Raw genomic sequence first — 18,677 nt, 5'->3', positions numbered from 1 at the left:
AGAGGGAGGGGTCATATGAGTCTGGATGACCGCAAGCTCGAAGTCCTGCGGGCGATCGTCGAGGACTATGTGAAAACCCGCGAGCCGGTCGGCAGCAAAGCCCTGGTCGAGCGGCATCAGTTGGGCGTTTCCTCGGCCACCGTGCGCAACGACATGGCGGTGCTGGAGGAGGAGGGCTACATCCGGCAGCCGCACACCAGTGCCGGCCGGGTGCCCACCGACCTCGGTTACCGGCTCTTCGTCGACCGGCTCACCCGGGTCAAGCCGCTCAGCCCGGCCGAGCGCCGCGCGATCGAGCGCTTCATGATCGGCGTGGTCGACCTCGACGATGTGGTGCATCGCACGGTCCGCCTGCTCGCCCAGCTGACCCGCCAGGTCGCGGTCGTGCAATATCCCAGTCTCTCCAAGTCCGCCGTGCGTCATCTGGAGCTCGTCCCGATCTCCACCACCCGGCTGATGCTCGTGATGATCACCGACACCGGCCGGGTCGAGCAGCGCCTGGTCGAGTTGCCGGCCCCGTTGCCGGAGGGCGAGGTGTGGGAGCTGCGCCGCCGGGTGAACGAGAAACTGGCCGGTCAGAAGCTCGCCGACACCCCGCCGCTGGTGCAGACACTCGTCGACGAGTGCGCGCCGGAGCGCCGTGGGAGCATGATCTGCCTCGCCACCGTGCTGCTCGAGACGCTCGTCGAGCGGAGTGAGGAGCGCCTCGCACTCGCCGGGACGGCCAACCTCACGCGTGGCGGTGTGCTGGACTTCCAGGGCACGCTGCGGCCCGTACTCGAAGCGCTGGAGGAAGAGGTCATCCTGCTCAAGCTGATCGGCGACCTCGAGCCCAGCACCACCCGGGTCCGGATCGGCGACGAGAACGAGATCGACAATCTCCGGTCGGCGTCCGTGGTCAGCACCGGTTACGGACCGGGCGCCACGATCGTCGGTGGGCTCGGCGTGCTGGGGCCGACCCGGATGGACTATCCCGGCACCATCGCCACGGTTCGTGCAGTCGCACGCTACGTTGGCGACCTGTTGGCACAGAATTGACGGATTCGCGCAGACATTGAGGACTCCAAACCCCGTGGCCAAGGACTACTACGGAATTCTCGGCGTGAGCCGGGAAGCCACCGACGACGAGATCAAGCGCGCCTACCGCAAACTGGCTCGGCAGTACCACCCGGATGTCAACCCCGATCCGGAGGCGCACGAGAAGTTCAAGGACATCAACGCGGCGTACGAGGTCCTCTCCGACGACCAGAAGCGGCAGATCGTCGACCTGGGCGGTGACCCCCTCGCGCCCGGTGGCGGCGCGCCCGGTGGCGGCCCCGGCGGCGCCGGCCCGTTCGTCGGCTTCCAGGACATCATGGACGCGTTCTTCGGCACCGCGGCCGGCGGCGGCAGCCGTGGCCCGCGCCCGCGGACCCGTCCCGGCGCCGACGCCATCCTGCGCCTCGAGCTCGACCTGGTGGAGACCGCGTTCGGCGTCGAGGCGCCGATCACCGTCGACACCGCGGTGCTCTGCACCCAGTGCTCCGGCGCCGGCACCGCGCCCGGCACCCACCTGGCCACCTGCGAGGTCTGTGGTGGCCGTGGCGAGGTGCAGTCGGTGCAGCGCACGTTCCTCGGCCAGGTGGTCTCGTCCCGCCCGTGCCAGAACTGCCAGGGTCACGGCACGGTCATCCCCACCCCGTGCCCGACCTGCGCCGGCGACGGCCGCATCCGCACCCGCCGCTCGCTCACGGTGAAGATCCCGGCGGGCGTCGAGGACGGCATGCGGATCCGTCTCGCGCAGCAGGGCGAGGTCGGCCCGGGCGGCGGCACCGCCGGCGACCTCTACGTCGAGATCCACGAGCGCCCGCACGACGTCTACTCCCGCAAGGGCGACGACCTGCACTGCCGCGTCACGCTCCCGATGACGGCGGCCGCGCTCGGTACCCGGATGACCATCAAGACCCTCGACGGCGAAGAGAACATCGAGGTCAAACCGGGCACGCAACCGGCCAGCACGCTGCGGATCCGCGGCAAGGGCGTGCCGCACCTGCGCGGTCAGGGCCGCGGTGACCTCTTCGTCCACCTGGACGTCAAGACGCCCACCAAGCTCACCGCCGACCAGGAGCGGATGCTCCGCGACTTCGCCAAGACCCGCGGCGAGGACGTGGCCGAGCTGAGCAAGCAGGGCGGCTTCTTCAGCCGGATGCGCGACGCCTTCAACGGCCACTAGAAAGATCAACTTCAAGATCTTTTTGTCGTGCGTCCGCTGTGGTGCGGATCGTCGCTCCCGCCGGGACCCCTGCGGGCTTCGCTGGCCGCTGGCGCGTCCAGAAACGCGAAGCCCTCCGGGGCGACGTCCGCGTGTGGTCCCGGTCAGAGCCAACCCCAGCGTGGGGACTTTCGGCGCGCACCGCACCGCAACTTCACACGCTCGCCGTGCATGGTGCTTGTGTGGGGACTTTCGGTGCGCTGCGCGCCGTAACTTCACACGCTCGTCGTGCGAGGTGCTTGCGTGGGGACTTTCGGTGCGCTGCGCGCCGTAACTTCACACGCTCGTCGGGCGAGGTGCTTGCGTGGGGACTTTCGGTGCGCTGCGCGCCGTAACTTCACACGCTTGCCGGGCGCTGCGGGCGCACGCTTGCCCGCTCCGGCCTGGCGGTAGCGTGCGGGGGTGTCCGCACCGCTGTTTCTGGTCGAGAATCTGCCCGCCGGGTCGTCGTTCACCCTCGACGGTCCGGAGGGGCATCACGCCGCCACCGTGCAACGGCTCCGGGTCGGTGAGGTGCTGATCCTCGCCGACGGCCGGGGCGGCACCGCGACCGCCGAGGTCACCGCGGTCGGCCGGGGCAGCGTCGACGTGGCGGTCCGGCAGCGCGCCGCCGAGCCGGCCGCCGACCCGAGACTCGTCGTGGTGCAGGGCATCGCCAAGGGTGACCGGGGCGAGCTGGCCGTCCAGGCGATGACCGAGACCGGCGTCGACGAGATCGTCCCGTGGGCCGCGTCCCGGTCGGTCGCGCAGTGGCGCGGCGACCGCGGTTTCAAGGCCCGCGACAAGTGGGCCGCGACCGCCCGTGAGGCCGCCAAGCAGGCCCGCCGTTCGTGGCTGCCGCTGGTCGCCGGCGATCCGGACTGCTCCACCAAGCAGGTCGCGGCCCGGATCACCGACGCGGCCGCCGCGTTCGTCCTGCACGAGGAGGCCACCGAACGCCTCACCACCGCGGCCCTGCCCACCGCAGGCGAGATCGTGCTGGTGGTCGGCCCGGAGGGCGGCGTCAGCGACGCCGAGGTGGCCACGTTCCGCGACGCCGGCGCGGTCCCGGTCCGCCTGGGCAGCGCGGTCCTGCGCACCTCCACCGCCGGCGTAGCCGCCCTGGCCGTCCTCTCCACTCGCCTCCACCGCTGGTAGCGGGCCCGGCGCCGGGCCACCGGCTGGCTCTCGGGGGTGTCTCAGTCCCTTCGACACACCCCTGCGACCCAGCCGGGTTGCGGGTCGGGCGCCGGGTCGTCGGGTGTCTCGGTGCCCTCGACACACCCCTGTGGGCCAGCCGGGGAGTGGTCAGCGGCGGTGGGACAGGGCGACGTCGGTGTAGACGTGGAAGTCGATCGTGCCGCCGTGCGCCTCGAGCACCGCGACCGTGTCGTCCAGCACGGCCTCGGCCGCGGCGGCCGGCAGCGCTCGATACACCGAGATCGACTCCAGGTGCCGGCGGTAGAGCGCGGCCGGGTAGCTGCGGCGTGACCGGTACCGCAGCGTGCGCGGCTCGGTGAACAGCTCGTCCGGGAGGGCCAGGAACGCCCACTCCTCGGCGGCCGGGCGAGGCTCGTCGGGCACGTCGCCGGCGAACAGGCAGTGCGGCGTGTGCTCGCCGGAGAGGCCGTGCCGGGCGTCCACCTCGGCCAGCGCGGCGTACAGGGTCCGGTCGACGACCGCGAAGACGTTCCAGAACGGTGCGAAGAGCCCGCCCGGGGCGAGCGCCGCATGGGCCAGCTCGCTGCGGCGGTCCTCGTCCACCCAGTGCCAGGCCTGCGCGCTGATCAGCAGGCGGTAGGCGCGGTCCGGCACCCAGTCCTCGAACGTGGTCTCCACGACGGGCACGCCCGGCACCGTCCGCCGCAGCACCGCGGCCATCCGCGGGTCCGGCTCCAGGCAGGTCAGGTCGGCGCCGAGGGCGGCGAACGCGGCGGTCGCCTTCCCGGTGCCGGCACCGACCTCCAGCACCGGGCCGCCCCCGGCCTGTGTCAGCAGTTCGGGGGCGAGTTCCGCCGGATAGCCGGGCCGCACCTCGTGGTAGTCGTCCGCCACTTCGCCGAAGACCTGTCCGCGCTCACTCGTGGTCATCGCCTCAACCTAGATCGCTCCGAACTAGACGGTTGACGAGCCGGGCGCGTCCGGCCGTGAGGTCAGGCTGACCCCTTCTTCTCGATCTCGATGGTCCGCCGTGGATCGTCCAGGGCGTGCGCGGCGGTCACCGCGTACCGGCCGGGCAGGGTGCGCCAGCCGTCGTCCCACACCTGGAAGGCCCGTTCCGGCAGCCGGATCCGGACCGTGACCGTCTCGCCCGGGCCGGCCTCCACCGGAGCGAACCCGGCCAGCCACCGCTCGGGCCGCGGCACCGGACCGTTCTGGAGCGGGGCCAGGTAGATCTGTACGACCTCGCGCCCGGCCCGCTCCCCGCTGTTGGTCAGCGTCACCACCGCCTCGTCCGCCTCCACGACGAGGTGGTCATAGGCCCAGGTGGTGTAGCCGAGACCGGATCCGAACGCGTAGAGCGGCCGCTCTTTCCACCCTCGATAACCGATCAAAACCCCTTCGTCGTACGCGAGGAAGCCGTCCCGAGGCTCGACCGCCAGCACCGGGCAGTCCGCCTCGCGCCGCGGCCAGGTGGTCGGCAGCCGTCCGCCCGGCTCTTCCTCGCCGAGCAGTACGGCGGCCAGCGCCGCGCCGGCCTCCTGCCCGGGGAACCAGGTGAGCAGCACCGCGGCCACCTCGTCGGCCCACGGCAGCAGCACCGGCGAGCCGGCGTTGACCACCACGACGGTGCGCGGGTTGACCGCCGCCACCCGGGCCACCAGCTCGTCCTGCCGGCCGGGCAGCGCCAGCGACGTACGGTCGAAGCCCTCCGACTCGACCTGCTCGGTGGTGCCGACCACCACCACTGCCACGTCCGAGCGGGCCGCCAGCGCGACCGCCTCGGCGATCAGGCCGTCCGCGTCCGGGCCGGGTGGGCGCAGGCCGAGTGTGGTGCCGGCCGAGTGCGCCGTACCCGGTTCGAAGCTCTGCCGCAGCGTCACCGCGACCGGCTCGCCGGCCGGCAGGGTGACCGTGAACCGCTGCTCGCGCGGGTGCAGCAGCAGGTCGGCACGGCCGGTGCCGGGCGGGTGCAGCGAACCCTGGTAGAGCTTCTGATCACCGACGGTCAGCTCGAACGTGCCGAAGCCGGAGATCGCGAACACGTGTTCGCCGGCGACCGGCGGCGTATAGGTGGTGGACAGCTCCAGCTGGGTGATGTCGTGCACGGCCAGCCCGCCGGGCGGGTCGCCGAGCCAGCGCACCGCCGCGGTGGGCACCTCGAACCGGTAGGTGCCGAGGTCGATCCGGAACGTGGACCACTCCGGGCCCTGTGCCGCCGGCAGGAACGGCCGGGGGTCGGCGCCGATCGCGTAGCCGACCTCGTCGAACACCGCCCGGATCCCGTCCAGCGGGGAGATCACGTGCGGCGGGACCACCTGGGCGCTGCCGCCGCCGAGCACCCGGGCGTCCTGGGCCAGGGCACCGATCACCGCCACCCGCAGGTGCCGGCCGGCGAGCGGCAGCACACCGTCGTTGCGGGCCAGCACGAACGACCGGGCGGCCACCCGGTGGGCGACCGCGGCGCCGTCGACCGTGGCCGGCGGGGTCACCGCGGGGAAGCCGTCCAGGGCTCCGACCCGGGCCGCCAGGCGCAGCACCCGCCGTACCTTGTCATCGATCACCTCGACCGGCACCTGCCCGGACCGGACCGCCTCCGCGAGTGCCGGGCCCCAGGGGTTGTCCATCGCCGGCATGGCGATGTCCAGGCCGCCGAGCGCGGCGCCGACCGTGTCCCGGGCGGCCCGCCAGTCGGAGACCACCACCCCGTCGAAGCCCCACTCGCGCTTGAGGATCTCGTCCTGCAGCCGGCCGTTCTGCGCCATCGACTCGCCGTTGACCGCGTTGTAGGCGCTCATCACGCCCCACCCGCCGGCCTCGGCCACCCGCTCGAACGGCGCCAGGTAGAGCTCGCGCAGCGCCCGTTCCGGGATCCGCACGTCCACGGTCATCCGGTCGGTCTCGAAGTCGTTGCCCACCAGGTGCTTCACCGTGGTGCCCACGCCGTGCTCCTGCACGCCGCGGACGAAGCCGACCGCGATCTCGCCGGTGAGCAGCGGATCCTCCGAGTAGCACTCGAAGTGCCGGCCGTTCAACGGGGTGCGGTGCAGGTTGACCGTCGGGCCGAGCACCACGTGCACCCCCTTGCGCCGGGCCTCCTGGCCGAGCAGCCGGCCCGCCTCGGCGGCCAGCTCCGGGTCCCAGGAGGCGGCCAGCGCGGTCGGGCTGGGCAGGGCGATCGACGGGTCCTCCGGCGCCCAGCCGGTGCCCCGGACGCCGACCGGGCCGTCCGACATCACCAGGGAGCGCAGTCCGATGTGCGGGATCGCGGGGAGTGACCAGAAGTCCTGTCCGGTCAGCAGGGACACCTTCTCGTCCAGCGTCAGCCGGTCGAGAAGGTGATCGATGTCGGTCATGTGAGAGCGCTCCCAACGGCAGAGAGGTAGGTCCGGGACCATTCAAGCCCACATCCGGCCCGCATAAGATCCGACAGGTGGATAACTCCTGCCTGTTCTGCCGGATCGTCGCCGGCGAGATTCCCGCGACCGTCGTGCACCGCACCGAGACCACCCTGGCGTTCCGCGACATCGACCCCAAGGCGCCCACCCACGTCCTGGTGATCCCGGTCGAGCACCACGCCGACGTGGTCGCCCTGGCCACCGCGAACCCGTCCGCCGCCGCCGACGTGCTGGCCACCGCGGCCGCGGTCGCCGAGGCCGAGGGCCTGACCGGCGACGGCTTCCGGGTCATCTTCAACACCGGCGCACACGGCGGCCAGGAGGTCTTCCACGTGCACGCGCACGTCGTGGGCGGCGCTCCGCTCGGCCCGATGCTGGCCGGCAAGTGACCGTGCCACAGACCCGTTACGAACGCGCCGTCCGCCGGGCCCAGTCCGACGGGCGCATCCCGGCGCTCACCGTGGCGCTGCACCGCGCCGACCGGGAACCCTGGACGTTCACGGTCGGTGAGTCCGGCAACCCGGACCACCCGCTCGGGCCGGACAGCCGGTTCCGGATCGGCTCGGTCACCAAGACCTTCACCGCGGTGCTGGTCATGCAGGCCCGCGACGACGGGCTGCTCGACCTCGACGAGCCGGTCTCCCGCTATCTCGACGTGCCCGCGCACGGCGACGCCACGATCCGCCGGCTGCTCTCGCACACCGCGGGTTACCAGCGCGAACCGTACGGCGACGTGTGGGACACCCTGGTCGCCCCGGACGCCGGCCGGCTGCTCGCCGAGCTGGACCGGGCCGAGCGGGTGCTGCCCAACGCCCGCCGCTACCACTACTCCAACCTCGGGCTGGCGGTGCTCGGTCACCTGGTCGCGAAGCTCCGCGGCGGCACCTGGGCGGAGATCCTCACCGAGCGGATCCTCACCCCGCTCGGCCTCGGCCACACCACCGTCGACCGGCCCGCCGAGGCGGCGGTCGGCTACCTGGTCGACGCGTACTCCGACGCGGCCCGGCCGGAACCGCCGGTCGACCTCGGCGGGGTCGGGCCGGCCGCGCAGCTCTGGAGCACCGCCTCGGACATGGCCAGGTGGGCCGCCTTCCTGGCCGACCCGGGGGTGAACCGGGTCCTCGACGCGGCCACCCTCGACGAGATGCGCTGGCCGTCGACGACCACCGACGAGTCGCTCTGGGCGATCGGTTTCGGTCTCGGCCTCATCCTCTGCCCGGAGGGCAACCGGGTGGTGCACGTCGGTCACGACGGCGCCATGCCCGGTTTCCTGGCCGGCGTCTACGGCCGGCGCGGCGGTGAGGGCAACCCGGGCGGGCTGGGCTGCGCCGTCCTCGGCTCCTCCGGCACCGCCGGGCAGACCATCGATCTGGCACACGAGCTGCTGCGGCTCGCGGTCGAGGCCGACCCGGCGGAGATCCGGCCGTGGCGGGTGGCCGCGCCGGCGCCGCCGGCCTACCGGTCGGTGCTGGGCCGCTGGTGGAGCGAGGGCTCCGAGTTCGTCTTCGCCTGGCACGACGGGCAGTTGCAGGCCCGGGCCGCCGAGGCGCCCGCGGAGAAACCTCCGGCGATCTTCCGGCCGCTGCCGGACCAGGCCGACGTCTTGCGTACGGCGTCCGGGCGCGAGTCCGGCGAGCTGCTCCGGATGACCCGGGACGAGCGGGGTGCCGTGGTGCGGATGCACTGGGCGACGTACCGGTTCACCCGCCTGCAGGAGGGCTTCGACGGCGGTCTGGCCTCGGACGGCCCCGGTCCCCGCCTCTGACCGCCCAGGGCGTGTGTGTGAAGTTGTGGTGCGGAGCGCGCCGTAACTTCACACGCTGCGGGGTTCACGGCGTGTGTGGGGACTTTCGGTGCGGAGCGCGCCGCAACTTCACACGCTGCGGGGTGATCTGCGGTACGGCCCGCCGATAATGGCATCGGCGGTGGGGCGGGCGAGCGGATAGGATGGCACGATCCTTGAGCACGCCGCCCCAAGCCGGGACGACGCCTAGTACGAGAGCAGGTGGCGTAGGCCCGTCGGGCCGCCCCTATGACCGGTACGCCGAACCCTTCCAGCACTGGCTCGTCCAGCCCGGTGCGGGCGCAGACCAAGATCTCGGTGTCCGACCCGAAGATCATGGTGAACCTGCTCGGCGCCAAGGACGAGATCCTCCGACTCCTCGAACGCACCCTCCGCAGTGACCTGCACGTGCGCGGCAACGAGATCACCATCACCGGCGAGCCGGCGGAGAACGCCACCGCCGAGCGTCTCTTCTCCGAGCTCGTCGAGCTCATCGAGAAGGGCGAGACGCTCAGCGTTGACGCCGTCAAGCGCACCCTGCGGATGCTCGAGGCGAACACCTCCGAGCGTCCCGCCGAGGTGCTCACGTTGAACATCCTGTCCCGGCGGGGCAAGACCATCCGGCCCAAGACGCTGGGGCAGAAGCACTACGTCGACGCCATCGACGAGAACACCATCGTCTTCGGGATCGGCCCGGCCGGTACCGGTAAGACGTACCTGGCGATGGCGAAGGCCGTGCAGGCGCTGCAGGCCAAGCAGGTGAGCCGGATCATCCTGACCCGGCCCGCGGTCGAGGCCGGTGAGCGGCTCGGCTTCCTGCCCGGCACGCTGACCGAGAAGATCGACCCGTACCTGCGGCCGCTCTACGACGCCCTGCACGACATGCTCGACCCGGAGTCCATCCCGCGGCTGATGGCGGCGGGCACCATCGAGGTGGCCCCGCTGGCCTACATGCGCGGCCGCACGCTCAACGACGCCTTCATCATCCTGGACGAGGCACAGAACACCACGCCCGAGCAGATGAAGATGTTCCTGACCCGGCTCGGGTTCGGGGCGAAGATCGTGGTCACCGGTGACGTGACCCAGGTCGACCTGCCCGGTGGCACGAGCAGCGGGCTCAAGGTCGTCCGGGAGATCCTGCGCGGGGTGGACGACGTGCACTTCGCCGAGCTGTCCAGCTCCGACGTCGTGCGCCACCAGCTGGTCGCGGAGATCGTGGACGCGTACGCGCGGTTCGACGCCGAGCAGGAGCAACAGTCCGCTAATTCCGTCCATGCCGTGCCCGGGCGGGCCGCGACCGGCCGCCCGCAGCGCCGGCATTGATTCGCAAGGGGTAATCGCACCACTATGTCCATCGAGATCGCCAACGAGTCGGGAGTCGAGGTCGACACCGACGCGATCCTCGCGGTTGCCCGGCATGCCCTCGACGAGATGGGGGTCAACCCCCTCGCCGAGCTGTCCATCCTGCTGGTCGACATCGACTACATGGCCGAGCTGAACCACCGCTGGATGGGCAGCGACGGGCCGACCGACGTGCTCGCGTTCCCGATGGACGAGGGCAGTGTCGACCACGGCCCGGGTGAGTCCGGCGCCGGTGAGCCGGCCCTGCTGGGTGACATCGTGCTGGCACCGGAGGTGGCCGCCAAGCAGGCGGCCGCCGCCGGGCACGCGCCCGCCGACGAGCTGCACCTGCTCACCGTGCACGGCGCGCTGCACCTGCTCGGCTACGACCACGCCGAGCCGGACGAGGAGCGCGAGATGTTCGCTCTGCAGGCAAAACTGCTGCAGAGCTGGCGCGCCGGCCGAAAAGCCGGCTGATCGTGGATCCCGCCTCGGCCGGCCTTCCGGACTTCCAACTGATCTCCTTCGCGGTCGGGCTGGTGCTGCTGGCCGGCTTCGCCTCGATGACCGACGCCGCGCTGGCCACGGTCTCCGCGGCCCGGGCGAGCGAGCTGGAACGGGAGGGCAAGCGGGGCGCCGGCGCGCTCACCGCGGTCGCTTCCGACGTGGTGCGCTACGTCAACCTGCTGCTCCTGCTCCGGCTGCTCTGCGAGCTGACCGCCACCACGCTGGTGGCGCTGGTCGCGGTGGACAGCTGGGGGGTGGGCTGGCGGGCCGCGCTGGTCACCGCCGGCGCGATGACCCTGGTCAGCTTCGTGGTGGTCGGTGTCGCGCCGCGCACGCTGGGCATGCAGCACGCGTACGCGGTGGGCCGCGCCGCGGCACCGCTGGTGCGCTGGCTGGGCCGGGTGCTGAACCCGCTGGCCTCGCTGCTGATCCTGATCGGCAACGCGGTGACCCCGGGCAAGGGGTTCAAGGAGGGTCCGTTCGGCAGCCAGGTGGAGCTGCGCGAGCTGGTCGACCTGGCCGAGGAGCGGGGTGTCGTCGAGCACGGCGAGCGCGAGATGATCCACTCGGTGTTCGCGCTGGGTGACACGATCGCCCGTGAAGTGATGGTGCCGCGGACCGAGATGGTGTGGATCGAGGCGCCGAAGACCCTGCAGCAGGCGTTGTACCTGTTCCTGCGCTCGGGGTATTCGCGGATCCCGGTGATCGGCGAGAGCGTCGACGACGTGCTCGGCGTGCTGTACCTGAAGGACGTGATCCGGCGGACGCAGAACGGCGATCCGGCGGCGGCCGCGCAGGCGGTGGCCGACGCGATGCGCCCGGCGACGTTCGTGCCGGAGTCGAAACCGGTCGACGACCTGCTCTCCGAGATGCAGGCGGCCCGCAATCACCTGGTGATCGTCGTCGACGAGTACGGCGGAACGGCCGGCCTGGTGACCATCGAGGACATCCTCGAGGAGATCGTCGGCGAGATCACCGACGAGTACGACGTGGAACGCCCGCCGATCGAGCACGTCGAGGACGGCGCGGTGCGGGTCGCCGCGCGCCTGCCGATCGAGGATCTGGGCGAGGTGTTCGGCGTGGAACTGCCCGCCGACGAGGTGGAGACGGTCGGCGGCCTGCTGGCGCAGACGCTGGGCCGGGTGCCGATCCCGGGCGCCTCGGCCGACGTCGGTGGCCTGCACCTGATCGCCGAGGGCACCACGGGCCGGCGGAACCGGATCGACTCGGTGCTGGTGCACCGGGTGCGACCGGAGTCGCCCGCCGGCGACAGAGTTGAGAACGTTGCGAAGAACAAGCAAGCCGAGAACGAGGAAAGACTTCCCGCTGATGCCTGACCAGAAGTTCGCCGCCACCGCCGTGCCCGGCACGGACGGTGCCCCGCTGAGCGCCGAGGACGCCAAGCTCGTCACGTTGGCGCGCAGCTCCCGCGCCCGGGTGGGTGCGGCCGAGGGCGCCGCGGTCCGCGACCAGGACGGCCGCACGTACGCGTCCGCCTCGGTCGGCCTGCCCAGCCTGACCGTCACCGCGCTGCAGCTGGCGGTGGCCCAGGCCGCCGCCTCCGGCGCCACGAAGATCGAAGCCGCCGCGGTGGTCACCGAGGCGACCGCGCTGGACGGCGCCGGGCACGCCGCGGTGCGTGACCTGGCCGCCGATGCCCCGATCCACGTCGCCGGCCCGTCCGGTTCGCTGCTCGGCACGGTCACCGCGTGAGCGCCGACCAGCCGGAGGAGCGCCGCCCCACGTCGGGCGAGCGTCGTCCCGCGTCCGGTGACCGTCGTCCCGCGCCGGGGGAGCGCCGTCCCACGTCCGGCGAGCGCCGCCCGGCCTCGGGGGAGCGTCGTCCCGCGTCCGGTGACCGTCGTCCGGCCTCGGGGGAGCGTCGTCCCGCGTCCGGTGACCGTCGTCCCGCGCCGGGGGAGCGTCGCCCCACGTCGGGCGACCGCCGCCCCGCGTCCGGAGATCGTCGTCCCACGTCGGGTGACCGGCGTCCCGCGCCCGGTGAGAACCGTCCCGCGACCGGGGGCCGCCCCTCCTCGGGGAACTGGCGTCCCGGGCTCGGCGACTGGAACCCCACGGCCGGGGAGCGCCGCCCGTCGCCGGGCGCCCGCCGTCCGTCGTCGTCAGGGGAGCGCCGCCCGGCGTTCGACCGTCGTCCCGCGCCCGAGGAACGGCCCGCCGGCGCCGCCGAGCGCCGTCTCACCGCTGGTGAGCGCAATGAACTGAAGCGTCAGGAGCGCCGGGACGCCCGCCGCGAGAAGCAGGGCGGCACCACCGACCCCCGGGGACGCAAGCCGGGCGGCCCGGCAGGCGGCACCGGTTCCGGGCCGCGCGGTGTCCGCGCAGCCGGCCCCACCGGTACGAAGGCGGAGCGCCCCACCAGCCCGCCCGCCCGTCGTGCCGGCACCACGCCGTCTGCCGAGCGGCCCCGCAGTGCCACCCCGGCGACTCCGGAGGTGCGCACCGGAGCTCCGGCAGTGCCCGCCGATGCGCTGGCCGTTCGTACCGAAAGAAAACCGCGCCACAAGGCGGCGACCATCGACCGCAAGGACGACGGGGTTTATCGTGCTGGTTTCGCCTGTTTCGTCGGGCGGCCGAACGCCGGCAAGTCGACCCTGACCAACGCCATCATCGGTCAGAAGATCGCGATCACCTCGAACAAGCCGCAGACCACCCGGCACATCATCCGGGGCATCCTGCACCGGCCGGACGCGCAGCTCGTGCTGGTCGACACGCCGGGCCTGCACCGGCCCCGGACGCTGCTCGGCGAGCGGCTGAACGACCTGGTCCGGGAGACCTGGAGCGAGACCGACGTGATCGGGGTGTGCTTCCCGGCGGACGAGCCGATCGGGCGCGGCGACCGGTTCATCTCGGCCGAGGTCGGCGAGCTCAAGGCCAAGGTGATCGCGGTGGTGACCAAGGTCGACCTGGTCAACCCGCAGACCCTGGCGCAGCGCCTGCTGACGGTCTCCCAGCTGTACGACTTCGCGGAGATCATCCCGGTCAGCGCGGTCTCCGGGCACCAGGTGGAGAACCTGATCGACGCGATCGTCCGGCACATGCCGGAGTCGCCGCAGCTCTACCCGGACGACATCATCACCGACGAGCCCGAGCAGGTGCTGATCGGTGAGCTGGTCCGCGAGGCGGCGCTGGAGGGTGTCCGCGAGGAGCTGCCCCACTCGATCGCGGTGATCGTCGAGGAGATGCAGGTCGAGGGCAAGCTCACCAAGATCTTCGCGGACATCTACGTGGAGCGGGACAGCCAGAAGTCGATCGTGATCGGCAGCCGGGGTGCGCGCCTCAAGGAGGTCGGCTCCAAGGCCCGGGTGCAGATCGAGAAGCTGCTCGGCACGAAGGTCTATCTGGATCTCCACGTCCGGGTGGCCAAGGAGTGGCAGCGGGATCCGAAGCAACTTCGCAAGCTGGGCTTTTAGCTCAATAAATGGACATTCCTTGACTATGGGATAGTTCACCCAGATTTGCGCTCTTTGCTGTAAAGCGGGTATCACGGTTGGCCATGCGCAACCGGTACCTGGACCTGCTCCGCGCGATCGCCACCGTCCGGGTGGTGATCTATCACCTCACCGGCTGGACCGCGCTGACCATCGTCTTCCCGGCGATGTCGGTGATGTTCGCGCTGGCCGGGTCGCTGATGGCGGCGTCGCTCGACCGTTTCGGAGTGTGGGCGGTCGAGCGGCGCCTGCGCCGGTTGCTGCCCTCGCTCTGGGTGCTCGCCCTGCTGATCGCGGTGCCGGCGATGCTGATCGCCGGCACCCCGTTCGACGTGCACCTGCTGCTCTGGGGCTTCCCGATCGTCGATCCGCAGGCGACCGGCTGGTGGATGGCCGCGCTCAGCCACGCCTGGTACCTGCGAGACTTCCTCTGGTTCGTCCTGCTCTCGCCGCTGCTGCTCCCGGTGTTCCGGCGCTTCCCGCTGGTCACGGTGCTTATTCCGTACGGCGTTCTGGTCGTCCTCGAGCTCTCCGGCGCCAAACTGCCCGCCATCGCCCGCGACCTGGCCCTCTACGGCGGCGCGTGGCTGCTCGGCTTCGCCCACCACGACGGGTGGCTGACCCGGATCCCACGCCGGCGGCTGTTCGGGATCGCCGCCGCGCTGGCCCTGCCCGGGCTCGCCTGGATCGCCACCCATCCGAGCGGCCGTGGCTACGACCTGAACGACATCCCGATCGGCAACGCGCTCTGGTCCGCGGCGTTCGTGCTCGTCGCGTTGAGCTGCTCGCCGATGGTCCGGAACCACCGGGTGCTCACCGTGCTGAACTCGCGCGCGCTGAGCATCTACCTGTGGCACATCCCGATCCTGGTCGGGGTCACCCAGTTCGGCGAGCGGCACGGCCTGCCGATCGCCGGGCCGGTCGGGCTGGGCTGGCGGTTCGTCGCGCTGGTCGGGCTGCTGGGGGTGGCGCTGGCGCTCTTCGGCTGGGTGGAGGACGTGGCCGGCGGACGACGGCCGGCCCTGCTGCCGGGCCGCCGCCTGCCGGTGCCGGTGCCGGTGTCGCCCGCGCCCGTCTCCGCCGGGCCCGCCTCCGTGCTGCCTTCCCGGGCGGGCACCTCCGTGTTGCCCGTCCGGGAGGGCGCTTCCGTGTTGCCCGTCCGGGAGGGCGCTTCCGTGTTGCCCGTCCGGGAGGGCGCCTCCGCGGGGCTGGCGTCAGAGGGCGCTGACGGTCAGGTTGCCGCTGCGCGCGCGTAGGTCGAGCACGTTCGGCGCGTCCGGGTCGCTGGTGACGCCGTCGATCTCCGCGTCGCCGCTGGCGGTGTGCTGGTTGATCCGGTACTTCCCGGGCGGCACCAGCAGCGTCAGGTCGCCGCTGGTCACCGACGCGGTGACCGAGGCCGGCGCGGCGAGATCCAGGTCGAGGTTGCCGGAGGTGACCTTGGCGGTGACCGGGCCGGTGATCTCGTGGGCCTCGAGGTCGCCGGAGGTGGCCTCCATGGTGACGCCGGGCGCACCGATGACGCTCACGTTGCCCGAGGTGGCCTTGATCTTCACCGGGGCGGACGCACCGTCGATCGAGACGTCGCCGGAGGTCAGGGTCAGGTCGACGGCACCGACACCGGTCAGGTCCACCCGGCCGGAGCGCTGGTCGCCCCGCACCTTCACCCCGGCGGGCGCCTGGATCTCGTAGCTGATGCTGCAGTCGAAGCCGCAGTCGGTGGGCAGCGTCAGGGTGGTCCCGGAGAGCTGGTAGGCCGGCCCGGAGCCGTTGCCGCCCCGGACCACCCGCTTGATCCGGGTCTCGGTGACGGTGCCGGTGGTGACCGTCACGTCGCCGCTGCCGCCGGTCAGCACGATGTCGCTGACCTTCGTCTTCTCGATGTCGTCGAAGGTCATCTTGGCGCCGACCACGCCGTCGCAGCCGGCCAGGGCGGCGACCGTGGTGGCGGCGAGGACGAGGGCAACTGTGCGGCTCATGTGCTGAATCTATTTTCGCCGTCCCCGGGGCGCCATCGGTCTGGTCCCGGAGACGACCCTGAGATCCGGGTCAGGGTTTGTCGTAGGCACCGGGCAGAATGGCGGTGTGCCCGCCGGATATCACCGCCATCTCTACCGCGACGACGCGGTGGTCCTCCGCGCGCAGAAACTCGGCGAGAGCGACCGCATCGTCACCCTGCTGACCCGCCGGCACGGCCGGCTGCGCGCGGTCGCCCGGGGGGTGCGCCGCACCAGCTCGCGCTTCGGCGCCCGCCTGGAGCCGTTCGGCCACATCGACCTGCAGCTGGCCGGCTCGCCCGAGGGGGTGGGCAGCTCGCTGCACTCGGTCAGCCAGGTCGAGGCCCTGACACTGCTGGGCAAGACGCTGCTCACCGACTACCCGCGATACACCGCGGCCAGCGCGATCTGCGAGACCGCCGAGCGGCTCACCCCGGTCGAGCGGGAGCCCGCGCTGCGGCTGTTCCAGCTCACCCTGGGCGCGCTCAAGGCGCTCGCCGCCGCGGAGCACGCCGGCACCCTGGTGCTCGACGCGTATCTGTTGCGCGCCATGGCGTTCGCCGGCTGGGCGCCGGCGGTCACCGAGTGCGCGGTCTGCGGCGAGCCCGGCCGGCACGCGGCGTTCGCCGTCCCGGCCGGTGGCGCGGTCTGCCCCGACTGCCGGCCGCCCGGTGCCGCACACCCCAGCCCGGCCACCCTCGGCCTGATGAACGCGCTGACCACCGGCGACTGGACGGTCGCCGACGCGGCCGAGCCACCGGTCCGCCGGGAGTGCAGTGGCCTGGTCGCCGCCCACCTGCAATGGCACATGGAGCGCTCGCTGCGCTCCCTGCCGCTTGTCGATCGACGGGAGTCGAACCCTTGAGCCCGCGTCCGCCCATTCCTCACATCTCCGGTGCCCGGCCCCCCAAGCTGCCGCCCGCCGCGATCCCGCGTCACGTGGCGATCGTGATGGACGGCAACGGCCGCTGGGCCAAGGACCGCGGGCTGTCCCGCACCAAGGGACACGAGCAGGGCGAGCACTCGCTCTTCGACGCCATCGAGGGCGCCATCGAGCTGGGCATCCCCTACCTGTCGGCGTACGCGTTCTCCACCGAGAACTGGAAGCGGTCGCCGGAGGAGGTGCGCTTCCTGATGGGCTTCAACCGGGACGTCATCCGCCGCCGCCGCGACCAGCTCGTCGACCTCGGCGTCCGGGTGGTCTGGTCGGGCCGTTCCGGCCGGCTGTGGAAGAGCGTGATCTCCGAGCTGCAGACCGCCGAGGAGATGAGCAAGCACAACAAGACGCTCACCCTGCAGTTCTGCGTGAACTACGGCGGCCAGGCGGAGATCGCCGACGCCGCCGCGGCGATCGCCCGGGACGTCGCGGCCGGCAAGCTCAAGGCCGACAAGGTCAACGAGAAGACCATCGCGAAGTACCTCTACCACCCCGAGGTCCCCGAGGTGGATCTGTTCCTGCGCCCGTCCGGCGAGCAGCGCACGTCGAATTTCCTGCTCTGGCAGTCGGCGTACGCCGAGATGATCTATCTGGACACCCTCTGGCCCGACTTCGACCGCCGGCACCTCTGGTATGCCTGCGAGCTGTACGCCCAGCGTGACCGCCGCTTCGGCGGCGCCCTGCCGAACCCGGTCAGCCCCACCTGAGCCGTCCCGCGAGCACGGCCCGGCGACCCGCCGGGCCGTTTTGCGTCTCACCGGCCATCGATGTCCGCCGGATGTCCGATCAAGGCCCTGGGCCGGCGTGCCACATCTGATCATGCTGATTCCCGTCTCGCACGGGGGAGGCACTGAGAGATGGGTGTGCATGTGATGGTGAATCATTCGTTCCGCCGCGCGTTGACCGTGGCGATGGGTGGCCTGCTGTGCGTCACGCTGACCGCCGGTATCGGTGGCCAGGCGGCCGCGGCGGCGCCCCGGCTGACCGGTCCGGTCTTCGCGGCCGCCGCCGACGAGCCGGACGTCGACGAGACGGTCGCGCTGGTGGACGACGTCGTCGAGGAGGACACCCCGGACTGGGTGGAGGCGGACGCCGAGGCCGGCTACTCGGCCAGCGCCCTCGGCATCCGGTTCGTCGGCGAGTCGGCGTTCCAGGCGGTGAGCACGGCCGGCGTGACCGGTGGTGGTGACGTGTCGGTCGCGGAGGCGGCGAGCACGACCGCGGAGACCACGCTCCGGCTCAAGAAGATCGCCTCCGCGCTGGCGGACGCTGCGCGGGCCGACGCCGAGGAGGCCGACGGCACGGTCAGCGCCGCGGCCGCCACCAGCAAGAAGCTGAGCCTCAAGCAGTACGGCCAGGCCAAGGGCTACTGGTGCGGTCCGGCCTCCGGGTTCATGATGCTGAAGTTCCTCAAGGCCGGCAAGAGCAAGTACAACGACGCGAAGTTGAGCCAGAAGGCACTGGCGACCAGCGCGCACATGAGCACCGAGGCCAACCACGGCACCGCCTGGGACAGCAAGAAGTTCACCACCGGGCTGAACCGCTGGCGGGGCAACTCCTTCTACGTCCAGGTGAAGAAGCCGTCCGCGGCCACCACGCGGGGCGCGTTCACCATGAGCATCCGCAACAATGTCCCGATCGCGGGGGACACCGTGGAGTTCTCCGGCGGCGCGCACTACAACAACCACCCGCGGAACAAGACGATCGGCCACTGGATCGTCGGTTACGGGCACGCCAACAACGGCAAGACCGCGTTCTGGGCGGACCCCTCGACCACGGTGTGGCGGGGCGTCTCGGCGAAGTTCAGCTACTCCACCAACTCGTTCTCGTCGAAGTTCCTCCAGAGCAACGGCATCGTCTACTGAGCGAAG

At 71.8% G+C, this 18,677-nt stretch carries 17 protein-coding genes; 14 read left to right on the top strand and 3 right to left on the bottom strand.

The window, feature by feature from the left end:
* Positions 1 to 15: 15 nt before the first annotated feature.
* The 3 genes from hrcA (at position 16) to ADL15_RS01000 (ending at position 3,388) form a co-directional block, all read left to right on the top strand.
* Positions 16 to 1,038 carry a heat-inducible transcriptional repressor HrcA gene (gene hrcA, locus ADL15_RS01010; protein ID WP_067684035.1) on the top strand — a complete coding sequence of 341 codons (1,023 nt, stop codon included), beginning with the start codon at positions 16 to 18 and terminating at the stop codon, positions 1,036 to 1,038.
* A gap of 34 nt (positions 1,039 to 1,072) precedes the next feature.
* The gene (dnaJ, locus tag ADL15_RS01005) at positions 1,073 to 2,212 is read left to right on the top strand and encodes a molecular chaperone DnaJ (protein WP_067684031.1); all 1,140 of its coding nucleotides are present in this window, start codon (positions 1,073 to 1,075) and stop codon (positions 2,210 to 2,212) included.
* Between the two features lie 441 nt (positions 2,213 to 2,653).
* The gene (locus ADL15_RS01000) at positions 2,654 to 3,388 is read left to right on the top strand and encodes a 16S rRNA (uracil(1498)-N(3))-methyltransferase (protein ID WP_067684029.1); all 735 of its coding nucleotides are present in this window, start codon (positions 2,654 to 2,656) and stop codon (positions 3,386 to 3,388) included.
* Between the two features lie 150 nt (positions 3,389 to 3,538).
* On the opposite strand, the gene ADL15_RS00995 is transcribed toward ADL15_RS01000, so the two are convergent.
* Together ADL15_RS00995 and ADL15_RS00990 are read right to left on the bottom strand one after the other, a co-directional pair.
* Positions 3,539 to 4,321: a class I SAM-dependent methyltransferase gene (locus tag ADL15_RS00995; protein WP_067684026.1), complete on the bottom strand. Its 783-nt coding sequence runs from the start codon at positions 4,319 to 4,321 to the stop codon at positions 3,539 to 3,541.
* Between the two features lie 62 nt (positions 4,322 to 4,383).
* Positions 4,384 to 6,747, bottom strand: a complete 2,364-nt coding sequence (locus ADL15_RS00990) for a beta-glucosidase family protein (RefSeq protein ID WP_067684025.1) — start codon at positions 6,745 to 6,747, stop codon at positions 4,384 to 4,386.
* 77 nt (positions 6,748 to 6,824) lie between these two features.
* Here ADL15_RS00990 and ADL15_RS00985 point away from each other — a divergent pair, with 77 nt between their 5' ends.
* From ADL15_RS00985 to ADL15_RS00950, 8 genes are all read left to right on the top strand, one after another.
* Positions 6,825 to 7,178 carry an HIT domain-containing protein gene (locus ADL15_RS00985; protein ID WP_067684022.1) on the top strand — a complete coding sequence of 118 codons (354 nt, stop codon included), beginning with the start codon at positions 6,825 to 6,827 and terminating at the stop codon, positions 7,176 to 7,178.
* Positions 7,175 to 8,554 (top strand): serine hydrolase domain-containing protein, encoded by a 1,380-nt coding sequence (locus tag ADL15_RS00980; RefSeq protein WP_067684019.1) that lies wholly within the window; start codon positions 7,175 to 7,177, stop codon positions 8,552 to 8,554. Before ADL15_RS00985 ends, ADL15_RS00980 begins: the two co-directional genes overlap by 4 nt.
* 267 nt (positions 8,555 to 8,821) lie before the next feature.
* Positions 8,822 to 9,895, top strand: coding sequence for a PhoH family protein (locus tag ADL15_RS00975; RefSeq protein ID WP_067684016.1), 1,074 nt, complete (start codon positions 8,822 to 8,824; stop codon positions 9,893 to 9,895).
* Between the two features lie 24 nt (positions 9,896 to 9,919).
* On the top strand, positions 9,920 to 10,390 hold the full coding sequence (ybeY, locus tag ADL15_RS00970) for an rRNA maturation RNase YbeY (protein ID WP_067684014.1): 471 nt from the start codon (positions 9,920 to 9,922) through the stop codon (positions 10,388 to 10,390).
* 2 nt (positions 10,391 to 10,392) lie between these two features.
* Positions 10,393 to 11,757 (top strand): hemolysin family protein, encoded by a 1,365-nt coding sequence (locus ADL15_RS00965; RefSeq protein WP_067684012.1) that lies wholly within the window; start codon positions 10,393 to 10,395, stop codon positions 11,755 to 11,757.
* Positions 11,750 to 12,133: a cytidine deaminase gene (locus ADL15_RS00960; RefSeq protein WP_067684009.1), complete on the top strand. Its 384-nt coding sequence runs from the start codon at positions 11,750 to 11,752 to the stop codon at positions 12,131 to 12,133. Before ADL15_RS00965 ends, ADL15_RS00960 begins: the two co-directional genes overlap by 8 nt.
* 824 nt (positions 12,134 to 12,957) lie before the next feature.
* On the top strand, positions 12,958 to 13,854 hold the full coding sequence (gene era / locus ADL15_RS00955) for a GTPase Era (protein ID WP_067684224.1): 897 nt from the start codon (positions 12,958 to 12,960) through the stop codon (positions 13,852 to 13,854).
* A gap of 83 nt (positions 13,855 to 13,937) precedes the next feature.
* Positions 13,938 to 15,128, top strand: a complete 1,191-nt coding sequence (locus ADL15_RS00950; protein WP_067684006.1) for an acyltransferase family protein — start codon at positions 13,938 to 13,940, stop codon at positions 15,126 to 15,128.
* Here ADL15_RS00950 and ADL15_RS00945 read toward each other — a convergent pair.
* Positions 15,087 to 15,851, bottom strand: coding sequence for a DUF4097 family beta strand repeat-containing protein (locus ADL15_RS00945; RefSeq protein ID WP_067684002.1), 765 nt, complete (start codon positions 15,849 to 15,851; stop codon positions 15,087 to 15,089). The two genes, ADL15_RS00950 and ADL15_RS00945, sit on opposite strands and share 42 nt — an antisense overlap.
* Before the next feature lie 106 nt (positions 15,852 to 15,957).
* Here ADL15_RS00945 and recO point away from each other — a divergent pair, with 106 nt between their 5' ends.
* The 3 genes from recO to ADL15_RS00930 all read left to right on the top strand — a co-directional run bounded on the left by recO (position 15,958) and on the right by ADL15_RS00930 (position 18,671).
* A complete protein-coding gene (gene recO / locus ADL15_RS00940) occupies positions 15,958 to 16,734 on the top strand; it encodes a DNA repair protein RecO (protein ID WP_157441079.1) in 777 nt (258 codons plus the stop codon).
* On the top strand, positions 16,731 to 17,513 hold the full coding sequence (locus ADL15_RS00935) for an isoprenyl transferase (protein WP_067683996.1): 783 nt from the start codon (positions 16,731 to 16,733) through the stop codon (positions 17,511 to 17,513). The genes recO and ADL15_RS00935 overlap by 4 nt, the downstream gene beginning before the upstream one ends.
* 150 nt (positions 17,514 to 17,663) lie before the next feature.
* A complete protein-coding gene (locus ADL15_RS00930; protein WP_067683995.1) occupies positions 17,664 to 18,671 on the top strand; it encodes a C39 family peptidase in 1,008 nt (335 codons plus the stop codon).
* Positions 18,672 to 18,677 lie beyond the last annotated feature (6 nt).

The sequence above is a fragment of the Actinoplanes awajinensis subsp. mycoplanecinus genome (genome assembly GCF_001509495.1).
Classification (GTDB): domain Bacteria; phylum Actinomycetota; class Actinomycetes; order Mycobacteriales; family Micromonosporaceae; genus Actinoplanes; species Actinoplanes palleronii.
The sequence above is the reverse complement of the archived record's forward strand: the minus strand, read 5'-3'. Positions and strand labels throughout refer to the sequence as shown.